Annotated in this window: 18 protein-coding genes; 5 read left to right on the forward strand and 13 right to left on the reverse strand. The window is 54.3% G+C overall.

Going from position 1 to position 19444, the window contains the following annotated elements; genetic code table 11:
- Positions 1–69: 69 nt before the first annotated feature.
- The 3 genes from WCC56_RS06635 to WCC56_RS06645 all read right to left on the reverse strand — a co-directional run bounded on the left by WCC56_RS06635 (position 70) and on the right by WCC56_RS06645 (position 4180).
- The gene (locus WCC56_RS06635; RefSeq protein ID WP_424691623.1) at positions 70–807 is read right to left on the reverse strand and encodes a 1-acylglycerol-3-phosphate O-acyltransferase; all 738 of its coding nucleotides are present in this window, start codon (positions 805–807) and stop codon (positions 70–72) included.
- A gap of 179 nt (positions 808–986) precedes the next feature.
- Entirely contained in the window at positions 987–3260 is a 2274-nt protein-coding gene (gene parC / locus WCC56_RS06640; protein WP_424691624.1) for a DNA topoisomerase IV subunit A, read from the reverse strand.
- A 149-nt stretch (positions 3261–3409) separates the two neighbouring features.
- Positions 3410–4180, reverse strand: a complete 771-nt coding sequence (locus WCC56_RS06645) for a transporter substrate-binding domain-containing protein (protein ID WP_424691625.1) — start codon at positions 4178–4180, stop codon at positions 3410–3412.
- Between the two features lie 165 nt (positions 4181–4345).
- On the opposite strand from WCC56_RS06645, the gene WCC56_RS06650 reads away from it, so the two are divergent.
- Positions 4346–4927 carry an NAD(P)H-dependent oxidoreductase gene (locus WCC56_RS06650; RefSeq protein WP_424691626.1) on the forward strand — a complete coding sequence of 194 codons (582 nt, stop codon included), beginning with the start codon at positions 4346–4348 and terminating at the stop codon, positions 4925–4927.
- A gap of 33 nt (positions 4928–4960) precedes the next feature.
- A complete protein-coding gene (locus WCC56_RS06655; protein WP_424691627.1) occupies positions 4961–5272 on the forward strand; it encodes a putative quinol monooxygenase in 312 nt (103 codons plus the stop codon).
- Between the two features lie 69 nt (positions 5273–5341).
- Here WCC56_RS06655 and WCC56_RS06660 read toward each other — a convergent pair whose 3' ends face one another.
- Positions 5342–5827, reverse strand: a complete 486-nt coding sequence (locus tag WCC56_RS06660) for a nucleoside deaminase (RefSeq protein ID WP_424691628.1) — start codon at positions 5825–5827, stop codon at positions 5342–5344.
- Positions 5814–7142 carry a nucleobase:cation symporter-2 family protein gene (locus WCC56_RS06665; RefSeq protein ID WP_424691629.1) on the reverse strand — a complete coding sequence of 443 codons (1329 nt, stop codon included), beginning with the start codon at positions 7140–7142 and terminating at the stop codon, positions 5814–5816. Before WCC56_RS06665 ends, WCC56_RS06660 begins: the two co-directional genes overlap by 14 nt.
- Before the next feature lie 108 nt (positions 7143–7250).
- Between WCC56_RS06665 and WCC56_RS06670 the strand changes: the two genes are divergently transcribed.
- On the forward strand, positions 7251–8165 hold the full coding sequence (locus WCC56_RS06670) for a LysR family transcriptional regulator (RefSeq protein WP_424691630.1): 915 nt from the start codon (positions 7251–7253) through the stop codon (positions 8163–8165).
- 165 nt (positions 8166–8330) lie between these two features.
- Here WCC56_RS06670 and WCC56_RS06675 read toward each other — a convergent pair whose 3' ends face one another.
- The 5 genes from WCC56_RS06675 to WCC56_RS06695 all read right to left on the reverse strand — a co-directional run bounded on the left by WCC56_RS06675 (position 8331) and on the right by WCC56_RS06695 (position 12245).
- Complete coding sequence (locus WCC56_RS06675; RefSeq protein WP_424691631.1) at positions 8331–9230, reverse strand: LysR family transcriptional regulator; 900 nt, start codon at positions 9228–9230, stop codon at positions 8331–8333.
- Between the two features lie 100 nt (positions 9231–9330).
- Positions 9331–9708, reverse strand: coding sequence for a DUF1090 domain-containing protein (locus WCC56_RS06680; RefSeq protein WP_424691632.1), 378 nt, complete (start codon positions 9706–9708; stop codon positions 9331–9333).
- A gap of 17 nt (positions 9709–9725) precedes the next feature.
- Positions 9726–10214: a GlcG/HbpS family heme-binding protein gene (locus tag WCC56_RS06685; protein WP_424691633.1), complete on the reverse strand. Its 489-nt coding sequence runs from the start codon at positions 10212–10214 to the stop codon at positions 9726–9728.
- 70 nt (positions 10215–10284) lie between these two features.
- Positions 10285–10923: a response regulator transcription factor gene (locus tag WCC56_RS06690; protein WP_424691634.1), complete on the reverse strand. Its 639-nt coding sequence runs from the start codon at positions 10921–10923 to the stop codon at positions 10285–10287.
- Positions 10920–12245 (reverse strand): sensor histidine kinase, encoded by a 1326-nt coding sequence (locus WCC56_RS06695; RefSeq protein WP_424691635.1) that lies wholly within the window; start codon positions 12243–12245, stop codon positions 10920–10922. The genes WCC56_RS06690 and WCC56_RS06695 overlap by 4 nt, the downstream gene beginning before the upstream one ends.
- Positions 12246–12441: 196 nt before the next feature.
- Between WCC56_RS06695 and ampC the strand changes: the two genes are divergently transcribed.
- Both ampC and WCC56_RS06705 read left to right on the forward strand, forming a co-directional pair.
- Complete coding sequence (gene ampC / locus WCC56_RS06700; protein ID WP_424691636.1) at positions 12442–13608, forward strand: class C beta-lactamase; 1167 nt, start codon at positions 12442–12444, stop codon at positions 13606–13608.
- A gap of 345 nt (positions 13609–13953) precedes the next feature.
- On the forward strand, positions 13954–15951 hold the full coding sequence (locus WCC56_RS06705) for a BCCT family transporter (RefSeq protein ID WP_424691637.1): 1998 nt from the start codon (positions 13954–13956) through the stop codon (positions 15949–15951).
- Positions 15952–16058: 107 nt separating this feature from the next.
- Here the strand turns inward: WCC56_RS06705 and parE are convergent, their stop codons facing one another.
- From parE to cpdA, 3 genes are read right to left on the reverse strand one after another with little or no spacing between them, the layout of a single operon-like run.
- Positions 16059–17954, reverse strand: coding sequence for a DNA topoisomerase IV subunit B (gene parE, locus WCC56_RS06710; protein ID WP_424691638.1), 1896 nt, complete (start codon positions 17952–17954; stop codon positions 16059–16061).
- A 53-nt stretch (positions 17955–18007) separates the two neighbouring features.
- Complete coding sequence (yqiA, locus tag WCC56_RS06715) at positions 18008–18589, reverse strand: esterase YqiA (RefSeq protein ID WP_424691639.1); 582 nt, start codon at positions 18587–18589, stop codon at positions 18008–18010.
- Positions 18589–19416, reverse strand: coding sequence for a 3',5'-cyclic-AMP phosphodiesterase (cpdA, locus tag WCC56_RS06720; protein ID WP_424691640.1), 828 nt, complete (start codon positions 19414–19416; stop codon positions 18589–18591). The genes yqiA and cpdA overlap by 1 nt, the downstream gene beginning before the upstream one ends.
- Between the last annotated feature and the right edge of the window lie 28 nt (positions 19417–19444).

The following is a 19444-nucleotide window of genomic DNA, read 5'->3' on the forward strand; positions in this document are numbered from 1 at the left end:
CTGCTATCCATCTTTTATGATTCTGGTCTTTGCTGTGTGAGGGTAAGCCAGCCAGCAGGCTGGCTGAAATTATCTTTTATCGGCGGCTTCGCGCTCGGCCACTTCTGCGTTCAGCTCGTCCAGTTTTGCCATCATCAGTTCACGACAGTGAGTGGCCAGCTTGCGCACGGACTGATCGGCAAAGGCTGCCGTATCCACCGGAGGAAGCATTTCAATAATCACGTGACCGTTGTTCAGGCGATTCAGCTTAATTTTGTCGTGGGTGTTGGACACCACAATCGGGATGATGGGCACACCGGCTGCCATCGCGGCATGGAATGCGCCGGTTTTAAACGGCAACAGGCCACGTCCACGGCTACGGGTGCCTTCCGGGAACATCCAGAACGAGATTTTCTTCTTCTTAAACTGATCCACCAGCTCACCGATGGTGCCGTGCGCTTTTGAACGGTTATCGCGATCGATCAGCAGGTTACCTGTCAGCCAGTACAGCAGGCCAAAGAACGGTACCCACAACAGCGTCTTTTTGCCTACGGTCACGGTTGTCGGCTGAACAATCTTAGCCGCGGTGATCATATCGTAGTTATTCTGATGGTTAGCAATATAGATGGCGTTTGGGTAATTGTCGGCGCCTTCAGGCCGGCGCAGTTCGACTTTCAGGCCAAACACCGTCGAAAGTTTGCCAAACAGGTGGCCAAACGTGGCGACGTGACGCGGGTTTCGCGGGCTAAATAAGCACCAGATGCAGCCAAAGACACACACCAGAATTGAATAAATTACCACGATGATAAAACGTAAAATTGAGAGCATCACATCCTCGTTATTGCTTTCAGACTCCCTTTAGTCGGCAGACAGCAACCTGACCGGTTGGGACCTCATGCGCTGCCTTTAGGGCACCGCTAAAGTATATCCTGAATTATTGAAATTGACTGCATTTCACTGGGTTAGCCGGGGTTTCGCCCGGTTAACCCAGTGTGATGTAAGACCGTTTACTCTTCGCTGTCCGCTACTGGAGGTCGTACAGGGCCGTCAACTTCTACACGATCAATACGCTGCAATCCACGCGGCAGCAGAGTGCCGCGACGCCCGCGCTCTGCACGGAACTTCTGCAGATCTTCTGGCTTCAGCGTCAGCTTGCGTTTACCCACGTGCAGCGTAACCGACGTTTTCGGTGTCAGCAGCAGCAGCCAGACCAGCGTGTCTTCACCGGACGCGGCCTGAGCGGAAGGAATCGAGATAATTTTGTTGCCCTTCCCTTTCGACAGCTGAGGCAGATCGCCGACCGGGAACATCAGCATACGGCCCGCAGCGGTAATCGCTAACAGCAGGTCGTCATCCTGGTGGATCGCCATTGGCGTCATCACTTTGGCATTCTGCGGCAGGCTGAGCAGCGCTTTACCCGCACGATTACGCGAAACCAGATCGCTGAAGGTACAGACGAAGCCGTAACCGGCATCGGAAGCCATCAACAGTTTCTGATCGTCGGCCTCCATCAGCACCTGTTCCATCACCGCGCCTGGCGGTGGCGTCAGCTTGCCGGTCAGCGGCTCGCCCTGACCTCGTGCCGAAGGCAGCGTGATCGGATCCAGCGCATAGCTGCGGCCGGTTGAGTCTACAAACACCACCGGCTGATTGCTCTTCCCTCTGGCGGCCGCTCGGTAGCTGTCACCCGCTTTATAGCTCAGGCCACTCGGATCGATATCGTGTCCTTTGGCGCTGCGCACCCAGCCCGACTGCGACAGCACAATGGTCACCGGCTCTGAAGGAACCAGTTCGCTTTCGCTGATCGCCTTAGCTTCTCCACGCTCGCGCAGCGGCGAACGGCGATCGTCGCCATACAGATCGCTGTCTGCCTGCAGTTCTTTCTTCAGCAGGGTATTCATTTTGCGCTCGGAAGCCAGAATGCCCTGCAGATGGTCACGCTCTTTCGCCAGCTCATCCTGCTCGCCGCGAATTTTCATCTCTTCCAATTTGGCGAGATGACGTAATTTCAGTTCGAGGATCGCTTCAGCCTGAGTTTCGCTGATCTCAAAGCGGGACATCAGCACCGGCTTCGGTTCATCCTCAGTACGAATGATGTGGATCACTTCGTCGATATTCAGGAAGGCGACCAGCAAACCTTCGAGGATATGCAGACGGCGCAGCACTTTATCCAGGCGGTGTTGCAAGCGGCGGCGCACAGTATCACGACGGAAGATCAGCCATTCACTGAGGATCTCCAGCAGGTTTTTCACCGCCGGGCGATTGTTCAGGCCAATCATGTTCAGGTTGATACGGTAGCTTTTTTCCAGGTCGGTGGTGGCGAACAGGTGGTTCATCACCTGGTCCATATCCACACGGTTGGAACGCGGCACAATCACCAGTCGCGTTGGGTTCTCGTGGTTGGATTCATCACGCAGATCCTCAACCATCGGCAGCTTTTTATTGCGCATCTGGGCAGCAATCTGCTCCAGCACGCGAGCCCCGGAAACCTGATGCGGCAGCGCGGTGATCACCACGTCGCCGTCTTCTCTTTTCCACACGGCACGCATACGTACAGAGCCGCGGCCGCTCTGGTAAATTTTACGGATTTCGTTACGTGGCGTAATGATTTCGGCTTCGGTCGGGTAATCCGGCCCCTGCACGATATCCAGCAGATCTTCCAGCGTGGTTTTTGGCGCGTCGATCAGGGTGATCGCGGCCTTTGCCACTTCACGCAGGTTATGCGGAGGAATATCTGTTGCCATGCCCACTGCAATGCCAGTCGTCCCGTTCAGCAGGATATTAGGCAGGCGCGCAGGCAGCATTTTCGGCTCCTGCAGGGTGCCGTCGAAGTTTGGCACGTAGTCGACCGTTCCCTGCCCCAACTCGCCCAGCAGCACTTCGGCATATTTGGACAGGCGGGATTCGGTGTAACGCATTGCGGCGAAGGATTTCGGATCGTCCGGTGCACCCCAGTTTCCCTGACCATCCACCAACGGATAGCGGTAAGAGAACGGCTGCGCCATCAGGACCATCGCTTCATAACAAGCGCTGTCGCCGTGCGGATGGTATTTACCCAGCACGTCACCCACGGTACGGGCCGACTTTTTGAACTTGGCGCTGTTGTTCAGCCCCAGTTCTGACATCGCATAGACAATGCGGCGCTGAACGGGCTTCAGCCCATCGCCAATATAAGGCAGCGCACGGTCCATGATGACGTACATGGAATAGTTGAGGTAGGCCTCTTCCGTAAACTTATGCAGGGCACGACGCTCTGCACCATCCTGCGTCAGGTCACTCATTACTCTTGATTCCTCACATCGCGGCGCTTCTGGCGCGCCACATCGGGGTCGTTTGGCGTGGATAGTACCTTATCCAGGCGGGGTCTGTCACAGGTAACCGTGGGGGGAAAGTGGATTCAGGCGGGGGAAAGATTGCCCCGCCCTCAGGATTATTTTTTAACAGCCAACCAGTGTGCGACTACCTGCTCATATTCGCCGGTAGCGTTGCTCAAATGCAGCCACTGATCGACATAGAGTTTCCAGCTGAGGTCATCACGCGGCAGCATGTAGGCTTTTTCACCGTACTGCATTGGCTGCTCAGGATTCACCGCACAAAGTTTTGGATAGTGCTTCTGCTGGAACTGCGCCTCGGAAGCGTCGGTGATCATCACGTCGGCCTTCTTATCCACTAACTGCTGGAAAATAGTGACGTTATCGTGGAACAGCGTCAGGTTCGCCTGCGGCAGATAGGCGTGAACGAAGGCTTCGTTGGTGCCGCCAGCCGGTTCGATCAGACGTACCGAAGGCTTATTCAGCTGTTCAATAGTGCGGTACTTTTTCTTATCGGCACAGCGCACCAGAGGAATTTTCCCGTCGGTGCCTAATGGCGTGGCAAACCAGGCCGTTTGCTGACGTTTCAGCGTAACGGAGACGCCCCCTAAAGCGATATCGCACTGCTTGGCAATGAAGTCTGCCATTAAGGTTTTCCAGGTCGTTGGCACCCATTTCACTTCCGCCCCCAGATTTTTGGCCAGCGACTGGGCCATCGCCACATCGATGCCTTCATACTGGCCGTCTGCACGCAGGAAAGTGTAAGGCTTGTAGTCGCCGGTGGTGCAAACCGTCAGCACTTTGCTCTGCAGCACGCGATCCAGATGTGACTGGGCACTGGCGCCGCCGGCTACCAGCAGTAACGCGGCTATCCCTGTTTTAATGCTCATTATTTTTATCATTGTTGCCTGTCTCGTGGTGAAATTGCCGAAATCCTACCCTGTGAAGCCGCATTATTGCTCAAAAAGCAAAAGTGTTGTGATCAAACGCACATTTTTCTCTTCAGTTTTCGCGCGTACACTGGCCGTAATTTCATGAACTGGAGAACAAAGAGCATGAGCAAGATTTTAATCATTGATGCAGGAAAAGCCTTCGCCCACTCAAAAGGCGAATTGAACCACACCATGACCGAGGTTGCCGCCTCGTTTTTACGTGATGCAGGCCATCAGGTTGAGGTGACAGTAGTCGATGACGGCTACGTGGTTGCCGATGAAGTGCAGAAATATCTGGATGCCGATACCGTAATTTACCAGATGCCAGGTTGGTGGATGGGCGAGCCGTGGATCCTGAAAAAATACATTGATGAAGTGTTCACCGAAGGCCACGGTTCGCTGTACGCCAGCGATGGCCGTACCCGTTCAGATGCGGCGAAGAAATACGGCTCCGGCGGGCTGATTCAGGGCACCAACTATATGCTGTCCCTGACCTGGAATGCGCCACTGCAGGCCTTTACCGACCCTGAGCAGTTCTTTGAGGGCGTCGGCGTTGATGGTCTTTACCTGCACTTCCACAAAGCCAATCAGTTCCTCGGCATGGAAGGTTTACCGACCTTTATTTGTAACGATGTGATTAAACAGCCGGATATTGCTACAGATATTGCCCGCTATCGGACTCATCTGAGCGAAATCTTTGCTTAACTAGTCAGACGACCATCCCAAAAAGGAACGACTATGCTCACCGTGATCGCTGAAATTTGCGTAAAGCCAGGCCGCCGTACGGCCGTGTTACAGGCTATTGAGAACGTAACGCCAACAGTGTTGGAGGAAGCGGGCTGCGGAAGCTATCAGGCGCTGACTGACTATAAAGCCCAGGTTCCCTGGAAGCAGCATTCACCAGACTCGATTTTTATGGTGGAACACTGGGATTCCCTGCGCCATCTGGAGCAGCATCAGCAGGCGGCACATATGGAGCAGCATCGCTCTAACATCAAAGCCGATGTGGTGGATGTGAAGATATTTGTGCTGGAAGCGGCGAAAAAGTAATGTCACGGGCGGGGAATTCCGGGCTTTGATGCCTGAAGGATTTCCCCGCCTGCTAACAGGCTTAGCAAATCAAACACTCACGCGGGACTGCCAGAAATCCTGCTGTAACTTCAGCGTTTCCTCTTCCAGCTCAATCACCGGCCCTACCAGCGTAATGTCCTTTTGTCCGTGACGGAAAACGTCAGCGGCGGGCAGGCTCATCGTGGGATTTTCCGCGTGATTTCCAGTGCACTCCAGCAACCGCTGCTCACTCATGCCGTACACCACCCTGCCAATATTCGCCCAGTAGAGGGTCCCGGCACACATGCAGCAGGGTTCCACAGCCGTATACAGCGTACAGTCCCACAAATACTCGGCAGTAAAATTGCTGGCAGCAATGCGAGCCAGGGTTGATTCAGCATGGTTGACCGTATCGATGTTGCACTGTGTCAGTAATACGGTTCGGTTATCTGGGGCGACCAGCACAGCGCCGAAAGGATGATTACCCAGCGCCATCGCGCGCTTCCCTACCTCATTGGACAGCCGTAAAAAGTGGATATCATTAGCTCTGGTCATGCATTTGCTCCTGTTTCAACGAAGGGCGATTAAGCACGGCATTGAGGATTACCGCAGTAAAGCCGCCGAGAAAAATCCCGCTATCCAGTAATAATTTCAGTGACGGCGGGATAAACCGGAAAATGGCAGGGAAAGCCATCGGCAAGACGCCCACGGCTATCGACACGGAGACGATCAGCACATTTTTCTCGTCCTGGAAGTCGGTATTACGCAGTTCCTGAATCCCCGCAGCAATGGTCATGCCAAACATCAGGATCGCCACGCCGCCAAGTACCGGGCTGGGAATGGCTGATATTATCGCGCCAAGTTTAGGGAAAAGGCCCAGCAGCACGAGGATCACTCCTGCAGCCACCAGCACTGAGCGACGGGTGACTTTGGTCATCATCACTAACCCCGCATTCTGCGAGAAGGCGTTATAAGGGAAGCTGTTAAGGCAGCCGCCCACCATTGTCGAGAGTCCATCCGCGCGGATCGCATCTGCCACACGGCGTGAAGTGGTCGGCTGACCAATGATTTTATCCAGCAGCAGGACATTCCCGGTGGTTTCCGTCATGACGATAAGCATCGAAAGACACAACACCAGCACCGGCGTGATATGGAACTGAGGGATGCCAAAGGCAAAGGGCAGACTGAAACCGAACCAGGAAGCCTGACCCACAGCAGCAAAACTGGTTAATCCACAGGCATACCCGATCAGGGTGCCAGCCAGCAACCCAATGAGGATGCTGAAATTACGCAACACCCCCCGCGTCATGGCATAGAAAATCAAGGTAATCAGCAACGTGCCGAATCCCAGCAGCAGGTTTTCGGGTTTCGCGAAATCAGCGGCATCCGGGTTCCCGCCCCCCAACCAGATGGCAGCGGCAGGCATCAGGGAGATCCCTATCAGGGTGATCACACAGCCAATCACAATGGAGGGGAAGAAGCGCACCAGCCGACTGAAAAAAGGCGCCACAACCACGGTGAACAGACCACAGGCAATGGCAGAGCCGAAAATGGTGGCCATGCCATATTGCTGCCCAATCATGACCATGGGGGCCAGCACGATAAACGAACAACCCTGAATCAACGGCAGTCGGCTACCAAATCGTCCGACACCAATTGCCTGAAGCATCGTCGCCAGCCCGGAAGTTAACAGGCAGGCGTTGATAAGCGTAATGGTCTCGCTACCGTTCAGCTTCATCACTGACGCAAGAATCAAAGGAACCGTGACGGTTCCGGCATACATCACCAGCACATGCTGCAAACCCAGTGAAGCAATACGCTTCATGCTTAGCGTGGCTTCAGCCTGAGCAGTTTCTAAAATAGCGGCCATCGGTAACCCCCTGTAAACGATACGGTGCAAGTCGCCCTCACTGTATGTTGACTAAAGTGATATAAGTTAATCAGCTGTTTTCAATTTTATTGAAAGGTGGAGGGAATAGTGAAGTATTCATTGGAACAACTTATGACCTTCGAGCAGGTTGCCCGCAACGGTTCCTTCTCTGCTGCGGCCCGGGCAATGAAGCGATCCCAGTCCTCTGTCAATATGGCGATGAGTAACCTGGAGGATGAGTTTGGCCTGCAGCTTTTTGAGCGCACGCCACGGCAGATAAGCCTTACAGCGGAAGGTGACGTTCTGCGGGAGTACATCAAAACCGTGCTGGAACAGTGCAATTCGCTGGAGCAACGTATCAGTGCCTACAATGTGCAAACGGAAGCCCATGTGAGTCTGGCTATCGAAGTCCCGTACCTGACTGTAGCCAGCGTTTTATATGAATTCTCTATGGCCTTTCCCGAAGTTGATATCCATATCAAGGAACCGTTCCAGGGCGACGTAGAGGCTATGGTCCGCAGTGGCGAAGTCGATATGGGGATCACCCTTTCTCGTCCGGTGGATATTGACCACATTGAGTTTGCTCAATTGGGCAAACTGGTGATGGTGCATGTTGCCAGTGCCGCACATCCGCTGGCAGAAGCTGTCCCGGTTTCCTTTGCTGATTTACATCGCTGGCGGCACATCACCTTTGGCGATCAGCAAACCAGCATTTCCACCACCGAATATCTGGGAAGCCCAAGATTGTGGCGGGTTGAGAGCTATAACGCGATGCTGGATGCCGCCGTCGCCGGGCTTGGCTGGGCATCATTACCGCGTTTATTTATTGAGCGGGAGCTGGGTGAGGGCAAACTGGTTGAGCTGCGGCAGCAGGAATACCCGCATACTGACTGGATTGTTGGGGTGGATTTGTTGTGGTCGAGGAAGAAAAAAGCCGGTCGGGCACTGAACTGGCTGCGGCAGAATTTAATTAAGCATAAGATTTTCGACAAAGACAATGCGGGCAATCTGACCACGTTATAGCCTGTTGCTGCAAAGGCACTGGAGGCCTGAATATTGACTACCACGCCTCATGGACTGTCTTGAATAATTTGCCCGGAGGTGAATTCTTCAGCTCACCTCGATCACAAAGTGAGCAACGGCGAGTCCCCTCATTTTACTACTGACATCGGCGAAGAAATCCGCCCTTTAAAGCAAAGGCTTGCTGGCGAACTGCTCGGTAAGAAAGTCGAGGAAACAGCTGATCCGCACGGACAACGTTGTGTTGCGGTAATACACCGCGTGGATCGGGTGATACATCTCTCTTGTGACCTCATCAAGCACGGTTACCAGCTTGCCACTGGCGCGATCTTCGCGGCTGAGAAAGTCGGAGATCCGCACAATTCCCTGCCCGTAAACCGCCAGCTGCCTGAGCGTTTCCCCGCTTGAAGCCGACATTGTCGGTTTGATTTGCAGCGGTTCACCTTCGCTCTGCCACACCGGCCAGATGTTATGACGATCCAGCTGACTGAAGCCTAACAGGCGATGATCGGCCAGATCCTCCACACAGGTCGGTACGCCATATTTCGCCAGATAGTCCGGACTGGCCACCAGCCGCAATCTGCTGCTGCCTAATGCTCTGGCATGAATGCTGGAGTCTCTTAGCTCGCCAATACGGATCGCGATATCGGTCTGTTGCTCAAGCAGGTCGATAACCAGATCGTCGGTATTCAGTTCAAGTTGGATCAACGGATAACGCGTGGTGAATTCATTCAACAGTGGCACGATCACATGCAGCATGAACGGTGTTGCGGCATTCACCCGCAAGCGGCCAGAGGGGATTTCCCGGCGCTGAGCGATCTGCTCTTCTGCCGTTTCGACCGATCGCAGGATCTCCCGTGCGTGTTCCAGGAATATCTGCCCTTCTTCGGTGAGCGCAATCCGGCGAGTGGTGCGGTGCAATAACGTGGTCTGGAGCTTCTTCTCCAACCTGCTCAGCGCGCGGCTGACGCCGGAAGTGGTCTGGCTCAGCCGATCGGCGGCAGCGGTTATCGAACCGGTATCGACAACCACAACCCAGGCTCGCAGTTCTTCAAGCGTGATTTTCAAGGATGGCCTTAGCGAAAGTGAAGACCGGCTGAGTATATCCCAGAATCTGTTGGGGGATAAAAAAAGAGCCGATGAAGGCTCCTTCTTACCGCGACTGAATTTACTTATTCAGCTGATCCTGCGCATCTTTCAGCTCTTCCTGTGCGCTGGCCAGCTTCTTCTGCTGCTTCGCCACTTTCTTGCTGCTGCCGCTGGCCTGCGCTTCACGCAGGTCGGCTTCGCGCTCGGCGACTTTGGCCTGTTTTTCGCTGACCTTCTGCTGGCGGTCGGCCAGCAGGTTTTCGTTGGTGCAATGCTGATCGATCTCTTTCAGCGCTTTTTGCAGCCCCGCTTTCTGCGAGCTGTTGCCGTGGGCATCGGCATACTTGATCTGTTCAACAACCTCTGCGCGCTTAGCGGCACAGCCCGTTACTGGTTCAGCGGCCTGGGCAGAACCCAACACCATCAGCAGGGAAGTGAGTAGAATGATTTTTTTCATTTTTGACGCCTCCTTATTTACCCTTTAAATACGCTGTCGATGGCAGCCTGAGCGCACTGCTCATCCAGATTTCCAGCGGGTGCGCCACCAACGCCTACTGCGCCGATCACCTGGTCGCCATCACGCAGCGGTAAGCCACCAGCCAGCAACAGAAGACCAGGGATGTCGCGCAAATTGGCCGCACCCGCGTTTGCCTGAGAGGCTTCCATCACTTTGCCGGAGGCATTTTTCATGCTCAGAGCGGTAAAGGCTTTCATGCGGCTGGCTTCAAGTGAGTGAGGACCGGCGTTGTCCATGCGCTGCACGGCTTTCACATTGCCGCCACGATCTACCACCGTCACGCTGACGTTATATTTTTTAGCTGAACAGGACTGAATGACGGCAGATGCCAGCTCATTGGCCTGCTGCAGAGAAATGTTTTTTTCAGTCAACGAGGCCGTGGCAGCATGCACTGGTAGTGCGCTAAAGCTGGCAAGCAAGGTCAGAGCAGCAAGGGTCTTTTTCATTTCAGTCGTCCTGTTATTGGTAAGAGGACCCTATTGTGCGGAAAAAGTCTGCGGCTAACTATTCGCTTAATTACCCACCGTGCCTGGTAGATCTACCAGGTTTTGAAAGCATCTGCAGCCTGGCATATTCCCAAACCAGCGGAGCAAGGTTGCTGACGTTAAGGCGGGCGAAGATTGAGGCTCGATGGGCTTCGGCGGTTCGCGGGGAGAGCGACAGCGTTTTAGCGATCTCTTTCGCGCTTTGCCCTTCAACCAGCAGCGCCAGCACTTCACGCTCGCGGTTGGTCAGCTGAGCAAACTTCTCTTCCAGTTGCTGGCGTTCTTGCTGCTGCGCGGCACGGAGTTCGCTCTCTTTGAAAGCTTCACTTATACAGTCGATTAGCGCATCGCTGTCGATCGGTTTGGTGAAAAACTCCCAGGCTCCGTGCTGGAACGCCCGTCGGCAGAGGTCGATAGTGCCGTGGCCGGTCATCAGGATCACCGGCAATAAAGGAGCGTGACGGGAAGTCTCTTCCAGCCAGCTCAGCCCGCTTTTTCCCGGCATACGGATATCCAGTAACAGGCAACCGGTCAGCGCAGGGGTAACGGAAGCGTCGCTCTCAAAGGCGGCAATGCTGTCGAAGGTATTGACCTGCCAGCCTAACGTCTGCAACAGAAAACTCAGGGATTCCCTGATCGAAGCATCATCATCAATCAACCAGACGTTCATTCCTTCTCCCAAAGTTGAAAACGCAGCTGCACGCAGGCACCGCCAGCATCATGATTCGACAGAGTGATGGTGCCATTCATCCGCACTACCAGCGTCTCAGCCAGCGTCATTCCCAATCCTATCCCTTCAGATCGGGTGGTGTAAAACGGCATCAGCGCCTGCTTCAGGCCCTCTTCTGAAAACCCTTTTCCCCCGTCCGTCAGCGTCAGCAACAGACTGTGTTCTTCCACTTTGCTCTGGATGCGCACCCAACCTTTTCGCTGAGCGCTCTGCGCCTGTACCGCGTTGCTTAACAGATTATGCAGCACTTGCTCCAGCCAGAGACGATCCGCCCGGATCTGTGGGGCTGACGTCACAAGATCGCGCTGCACGGTAATCTCGCCTTCACGGATTTCACGCGCCAGCAGATCTTCCACATGTCCCCAGACGCGCTTGACGTCCACCGCTTCCATCTTCACTTCACGCTGCTCCAGATGGTCACGGAAACGCTGAAGAAGCAGCGCAATACGCTGAGTCTGGCCCAATGCCCCCTCTAGCGCTTTGGGCAGCAGGCTGAGATCGCCCTTTTCTACCAGCCGTTGCGCGCCCTGTAACCAGGTCTGGATCGCGGTCAGCGGTTGATTGATCTCATGCACCATTCCTGCGGTGATCTCTCCCAACGCGTTCAGCTGGGAATGCTGATAAAACTGCGCGCGGCGATCGGCCTGCCGCTGACGTTGTAGCTGATGTAGCGCCAGTACCAATGCACTCAGCACCAGCGCCAGTAATAAGGAAGGCCATACTTTAAGGGCCGCCCAGTCAGGCGATGCGTTAGCGGTCAGCTTGAAAGGTTGAATATCCTGCGCAAAAGTCGTCGACCAACTCCACAGCCCGCCTGCCTGTCCGTTTCCAGAGGTCAGCAGCACGTTTTCCTGCCAGCTCAGCGTCAGGTGGCTGAACTCGGCCTGCTGCAGGGCCGAGGCGATAACGGGTCGGAAATCCACCAGCTCGCGGACATTCTGCCAGGGATTATTCAGCCAGTAACGGCCATTATCGGCAAGGGTAATGCGGACTTCCTGAGAACTGCCGGCAGGCAGCGGCTCGATGTCGACAATTTGCGGGAATTTATGGTTGAGGGCTTTTGCATCGCTACCGGGCGAGATCAACGGCAATACCGCCGCATTCTGCGTTAGCCGGTAAGCAATCTGTAGCTCCACTTCTTCAAAAGCCGTGTTCAGCGCTTTCCACTGCTGATAAAGCTGCAGGCCAGGCAGGATCGCCAGCGGGATCACCATGAGCAGTAACCAGATGATCAAACTGCGTTTTATCAGCGGGAAGGTCACCAGAAGATCCTTAATCGGCAAGTTGGCGGCAGAGTAGCCTGAAGTATCGCCAGGGATCAACTAAACGGACAGCCAATAGCCAAAAAGAGTGAGTGCCGTAGCCATCACAAAAAGAGAAGTCAGCGGGAAACGGCGTATTAACTTACCTGAGGATGCCTTAGCATTAGGCCGCTGATTAATTTGCCGGAGAGTTGTGATGTTTAACAGGCTTACGCCGTTGGTTTTCCTGTCTGCTGCACTGACTTTGAATTCTGTTGAGGCCGTTTCTGCCCCAAAGCTAAGCAGCGAGCAGATCAAAGAGATCGTGGATCGTCAAATTACCCCCTTGCTTAACAAGCAGCAGATCCCCGGCATGGCGGTTGCGGTGATCTATCAGGGCCAGCCTTATCTCTTCAACTATGGCGTTGCAGAGGTTAAAAGCGGTCGCCCGGTGTCTTCGAAAACGATCTTTGAACTGGGATCGGTCAGCAAAACGTTTACCGGCGTACTGGGCGGTTATGCCGCACAGAGCGGGATGATGAAGCTCGACGATCCGGTCTCAAACTACAGCGCAGAACTGTCCGGCAAACAATGGCGTGATATCACCCTATTGAACCTGGCGACCTATACGGCGGGCGGTCTCCCTCTTCAGGTGCCGGACTCCGTTACTGACCAGAAAGCAGTGTGGAATTACTTTCAGCACTGGCAGCCGCAGTGGAAAGCCGGCACGATGCGCAATTACTCCAACGCCAGCATCGGTCTGTTTGGATTATTAGCGGTCAGGAAAGCTAACGTCAGCTTTGCTTCCCTGATGGAGCAGCAGGTTTTCAGCCCGCTGCACCTGACCCAGACGTTTATTACCGTTCCAGATTCAGCTCAGGCTGCTTATGCCTGGGGATATAAGAATGGTGAGCCGGTGCGCGTAACGCCGGGTGCGTTGGATGAACAGGCTTACGGCGTGAAGTCCAGTGCGCAGGATATGGCGACATTTTTACAGGCAAATATCGATCCTGAAAGCCTTCCGGCTAAGGATGCGCTGCTGAAAAAAGCCCTTCTCACCGCCCAGGCCGGGTATTACCAGGCAGGCAATTACACTCAGGGACTGGGATGGGAAATGTATCACTGGCCGATCAATCCCCAGCTGATTATCGCCGACAGCGCCAACGACGTAGCCCTGAAGCCGCGTGAGGTAACAGCGCTTGTCCCAGCCCGTCCGGCCACGCCCGAGAGCTGGGTTCACAAAACCGGAAGCACCAATGGCTTTGGCTCTTATCTCGCTTTTATCCCCGCAGAGAAACTCGGGATTGTGATGCTGGCTAACAAGAATTACCCGAACCCGGCTCGGGTGAAAGCCGCTGCTGATATTCTTCAGGCTCTGCGGTGAGAAACCAGCAAACAGGCTTTTCCCGATCCGCAGACTGTCACCCTCCAGAACACCGATAGCAGTTTTACCGCAATGGGCCATCTACACAGATCGAGTCCATTGCGGATCATCCCAGTCCATGACCCGGCATCCCCAGAGTCAGAAAATATTTTGGTACGCGCTTTCACTAAATCTGGCTCCGGCTTGAGTGCCCAGAACGTTTCAGAACCTGTCAATAAATGTAAATATTTGTTCCCATCACTTTTTTTTCCTATGCTATGACAGAATTATCTTTATCAATTTTGCGGTTATCAGACATGAAAACTCTGCAAATACCGCTATTCACTTTGGGATTACAGGTAACTTATGAGCCAACAAAGCAGTGAAACACCGGCTCGAAAGAGTCAAATTAACCCACCCGTTTTTTTCATTTCCGCTCTTCTTATCATTCTCCTCTGTGCGTTCGCAGCGCTGTTTCCCGAACTAGCAAACAGTAAATTCGAAGCGCTACAAAAGGGAATTTTTGCCAACGCAAGTTGGTTTTATATCCTCACCGTAGCCCTGATCCTGCTAAGCGTCAGCTATCTTGGCCTTTCACGCTACGGCAACATAAAACTTGGCCCTGACCATGCGGAGCCAGACTTTAGCTACGTCTCGTGGTTTGCCATGCTGTTCTCCGCTGGCATGGGGATTGGGCTGATGTTCTTCGGCGTCTCTGAGCCGGTGATGCACTATCTTTCTCCGCCTGTTGGTGCGCCGGAAACGGTAGAGGCCGCCAAAGAAGCCATGCGTCTGACCTTCTTCCATTGGGGGCTGCACGCCTGGGCGATCTACGCCATCGTGGCACTGATCCTGGCTTTCTTCAGCTACCGCCACGGACTGCCGCTGACGCTGCGTTCGGCGCTGTACCCGATCATTGGTGACAGAATCTATGGCCCGATAGGCCATGCTGTAGATATCTTTGCGGTCATTGGTACCGTCTTTGGTGTCGCTACCTCACTGGGTTACGGCGTACTTCAGGTCAATGCGGGGTTAAACCATCTCTTTGGTTTGCCCATTAACGAAACGGTGCAGGTCTGTCTGATTATCGCGATTACTGGCCTGGCGACTATTTCGGTTGTCTCCGGGCTGGATAAAGGGATTCGAATTCTCTCCGAGTTAAACCTTGGCCTGGCGGTTCTGCTGCTGGTGCTGGTTGGTACGCTCGGTCCGACAGTGCTGCTGCTAAAATCTTTTGTTGAAAACACCGGCGGTTATTTGTCGGAGATTGTCAGCAAAACCTTCAATCTCTATGCTTATGAACCTAAGTCATCTCAGTGGCTGGGTGGCTGGACGCTCTTCTATTGGGGATGGTGGATCTCCTGGTCTCCGTTCGTCGGTATGTTCATCGCACGCGTCTCACGCGGGCGTACCATCCGTGAATTCGTTACCGGCGTTCTGTTTGTTCCAGCTGGCTTTACCCTGCTGTGGATGACCTTCTTCGGCAACAGCGCGATCCATCTGATCGTGGCTGAAGGCGCACGAGACCTGGCAGATACAGTACAAAGCGACGTCGCTCTGGCGCTGTTTAATTTCCTTGAGCACTTCCCGTTTGGCAACATACTTTCCTTCATCGCCATGGCAATGGTGGTGGTCTTCTTTGTCACTTCGGCAGACTCCGGTGCCATGGTCGTTGATACGTTGGCCTCGGGCGGCACTGATAAGACGCCGCTCTGGCAGCGTATTTTCTGGGCGGGAATGATGGGCGTGGTGGCGATTACGCTGCTGTTAGCCGGAGGACTGAAGGCATTACAGACGGTGACGATTGCCAGCGCCTTACCCTTCTCGATGATCTTGCTGGTGTCGATCTATGGGCTGCTAAAAGCCTTGCGAATTGATGCTTATAAACGCGACAGCCAGCAGATGACGACCATAGCGCCAACGGCTTCCCGCAACCCCATTCCATGGCAACGGCGACTGCGTAATATCGCCTACTTCCCTAAGCGTTCGCAGGTTAAACGTTTTATGAGCGAGGTTATCCAACCCGCGATGGCAATGGTAGAGGCCGAGTTAGCCAAACAGGGTACGCCCTCTTCAACCGATGACTCCCACGATGACCGCATACGGTTTGAGGTAGATTTCGGTGATGACCACCTGAACTTTGTCTATGAAGTGCGGCTGAGGGCTTATATCCAGCCTGCATTTGCCCTGATTGGGCTAAAGGATGAAGAACGCGATGAAGAGCACAGATACTACCGTGCTGAGGTCCACTTAAAAGAAGGGGGTCAGGATTATGACGTGATGAGCTGGACGCAAGAACAGATCCTTCATGACATTCTTGACCAGTACGAAAAGCACCTTCACTTCCTGCACCTGGTGCGCTAATAACGCCGTGTAACGGGTAAATAAAAACGCCGGTAACTCAGTTACCGGCGTTTTTTTATATCAGCCAGAGATTCAGACTGTTTATCTGTCTTTGTCTCAGCCAACCATCAAGCTTCGATCTCAGCCGTATGGCCATTTTCCTGCAGCCAGTTGCGGCGGTCTTCCGAGCGCTTCTTCGCCAGCAGCATATCCATCACCGCCATGGTCTTCTCCACTTCATCATCTTCAACCGTTAGCTGAACCAGACGACGGGTGTTGGGATCAAGGGTAGTTTCGCGCAGCTGGAGCGGGTTCATTTCGCCCAGACCTTTAAAGCGCTGTACGCCAGGTTTGCCCTTTTTGCGCTTTAACTGGTCAAGAATGCCGGCTTTCTCTTCTTCATCCAGTGCGTAATAGACCTCTTTACCCAGATCGATGCGGTAAAGCGGCGGCATCGCAACGTAGACGTGGCCGTTTTTCACCAGCGTGCGGAAGTGACGGACAAACAGCGCACACAGCAGCGTGGCGATGTGCAGTCCATCGGAGTCCGCATCCGCAAGGATACAAACTTTGCCGTAGCGCAGCTGGCTCAGATCTTCGCTGTCAGGATCAATACCGATCGCGACCGAGATATCATGCACTTCCTGTGAAGCTAACACTTCATCAGAAGAGACTTCCCAGGTGTTCAGGATCTTACCTTTAAGCGGCATGATCGCCTGATATTCACGATCTCGCGCCTGCTTGGCCGATCCGCCTGCAGAATCCCCTTCCACCAGGAACAGCTCGGTGCGGGCCAGATCCTGCGCGCTGCAGTCAGCCAGTTTGCCAGGCAATGCCGGGCCGCTGGTTAACTTCTTACGCACCACTTTCTTGGCGGCGCGCATCCGGCGTTGCGCACTGGACACCGCCATTTCGGCCAGCATCTCAGCGGTCTGAATGTTCTGGTTCAGCCACAGGCTGAAGGCATCCTTCACCACACCTGAAACAAATGCCGAGCACTGGCGTGAAGAGAGGCGCTCTTTAGTCTGGCCGGCAAACTGCGGATCCTGCATTTTGACGGACAACACGTAAGCACAGCGGTCCCAAATATCTTCCGCAGACAGCTTCACGCCGCGCGGCAGAATATTGCGGTATTCGCAGAATTCACGCATCGCATCCAGCAGGCCCTGACGCAGGCCATTAACGTGCGTGCCGCCCTGCATGGTCGGGATCAGGTTTACATAGCTCTCGGTCAGCAGCTCACCGCCTTCCGGCAGCCACAGCAGCGCCCAGTCAACCGCTTCCACATCCCCGGCGAAAGCGCCAACAAAGGGACGCTCTGGCAGCGTAGGCAAGCCGTTTACCGCTTCACACAGGTAATCGGTCAGGCCATCGGCATAGCACCAGGTCTGTTCGGTGTTGTTAACATGGTCTTTGAAAACAATTTCTACGCCGGGGCAAAGCACCGCTTTTGCCTTCAGCAAATGGCTGAGGCGGGAAACGGAGAAGCGTGGGCTGTCGAAGAAGTTTACGTCAGGCCAGAAACGCACGCGGGTGCCGGTATTACGCTTGCCCACGGTGCCGGTGACATGCAAATCTTCCACTTTATCGCCATTCTCGAAGGCCATTTCATAGACTTCGGCATTACGGCGAACCGTCACTTCCACTCGCGTGGAAAGGGCGTTAACTACAGAGATCCCTACGCCGTGCAGGCCACCGGAGAACTGGTAGTTTTTGTTGGAGAATTTACCACCAGCATGCAGACGGCAGAAGATCAGCTCAACGGCTGGAACACCCTCTTCCGGGTGGATATCCACCGGCATGCCGCGGCCGTCATCAATAACTTCTAACGACTGATCGGCATGCAGGATCACTTCGACGCGTTTGGCATGGCCCGCCAGCGCCTCATCGACGCTGTTATCGATCACTTCCTGACCTAAGTGATTAGGACGTGATGTATCGGTGTACATTCCCGGACGGCGACGAACGGGTTCAAGGCCGCTGAGTACCTCAATGGAGTCAGCGTTATAGCTGGATTGAGTCATCGTATAAATCTGATTGGTGGCTAAAAGTGAGAGGCCAGTCGCCGCGACTCACGTCAGCCGGAGGATAAGCCCAGGAAGTCGAGGATCGGGGAGAAATGGCGTTCGAATCCGATAAAAGCATGATTGCCGCCCTCTTCTACCGTCTGGCGGCAGGCGCTGTAGTAGTCCAGGGCCTGACGGTAGTCGAGCACTTCATCGCCCGTTTGTTGCAGCAGCCAGAGCAAATCCGGCGACTCTAACGGGTCAATCTGCATCATTTTCAGATCGTAAATATGGCGTGACTCTAACACATATTGCTGGCCGGTGTATGGGTTCTCGTTGTTGCCCAGATAATCCGACAACAGCTCAAAAGGCCGCACCGCCGGGTTCACCGCTACCGCCGGAAGATGAAAGCGTTGTGACAGCCAGGTGGCGTAATACCCGCCCAAAGAAGAGCCCACAATGCCGATCTGTTCGCCCGCTGAAGACAGGATCCAGTTCTCCAGCATCTGCGCTGCTTCACCAGGAAAAGCAGGCAACTGGGGGACATGCACCTTGAGATCGGGGTGATTAACGGCCAGCCACTCACGGAACTGAGTGGCTTTCGCCGACTGCGGGGAGCTGTTGAAGCCATGCAGGTAAAGTAGCGTGGCCATCAGTAACCCTCAGAATCAGGATCGGGGCTAAAGGCACGGGTCGCCAGACGTTCTACCTGAGTTTCCACCTTACCGTCCTGCAGAAGATCCAGCCAACGCCAGCCCGGCGCTTCGGAATCAATGGTGAAATTGGTGCAGTGTGGCTTGAACTGCACACAGGTCGACGGCGTAGCCAACAGCCGGCGTCCATTCCAGTTCAGATCGAGATCCTGGTGGATATGGCCGCAAATCAGCGTGGTCGCCAGCGGGTATTTTTGCAGTACCGCGTCCAGCATATGGGAATTCCGCAGGCTGTGTTGATCAAGCCAGGTGCAGCCAGAAGGCAGCGGGTGATGATGCAACAGCACCAACGTGTGACGCTGAGGCTCTTTCGCCAGCGTCTTCTCCAGCCATTCAAGCTGATAGTCGCTGAGCATACCGTGCGGCACGCCAAACACCTGGCTGTCTAACAGCACGATTTGCCAGCGATCGCCAATCAGCACATGCTTTTCATCGGCAATCTGGGATTCGGCAAGGGTGCTGAACATGGCTGGCTGGAAATCGTGATTTCCCGGCAACCAGACACAAGGAGCAGGCAGGCGAGCAATACCCTCAGCGAAATGCTGATAGGCTTCGACAGTATGATCCTGAGCCAGATCGCCCGTAGCGACAATCAGATCATAGTGACGGGGACTGGCTGATATCGCCTGCAGTACCGCGTCGTAACTGGCCCAGGTGTTCACACCCAGCAGCGTTTCGTCTTTACCTGCAAATAAATGGGTATCGGTTATTTGTAATATCCTGACCCTTGACCCATCAGCCGCAGGAAGTTTTAACAGGCTATCCAATCAAAATCCTTAGGGTTAACGCCATCTC

Origin of the sequence: Erwinia sp., assembly GCF_049696395.1 — a bacterium.
In the GTDB taxonomy this organism is placed as follows: Bacteria; Pseudomonadota; Gammaproteobacteria; order Enterobacterales; family Enterobacteriaceae; genus Erwinia.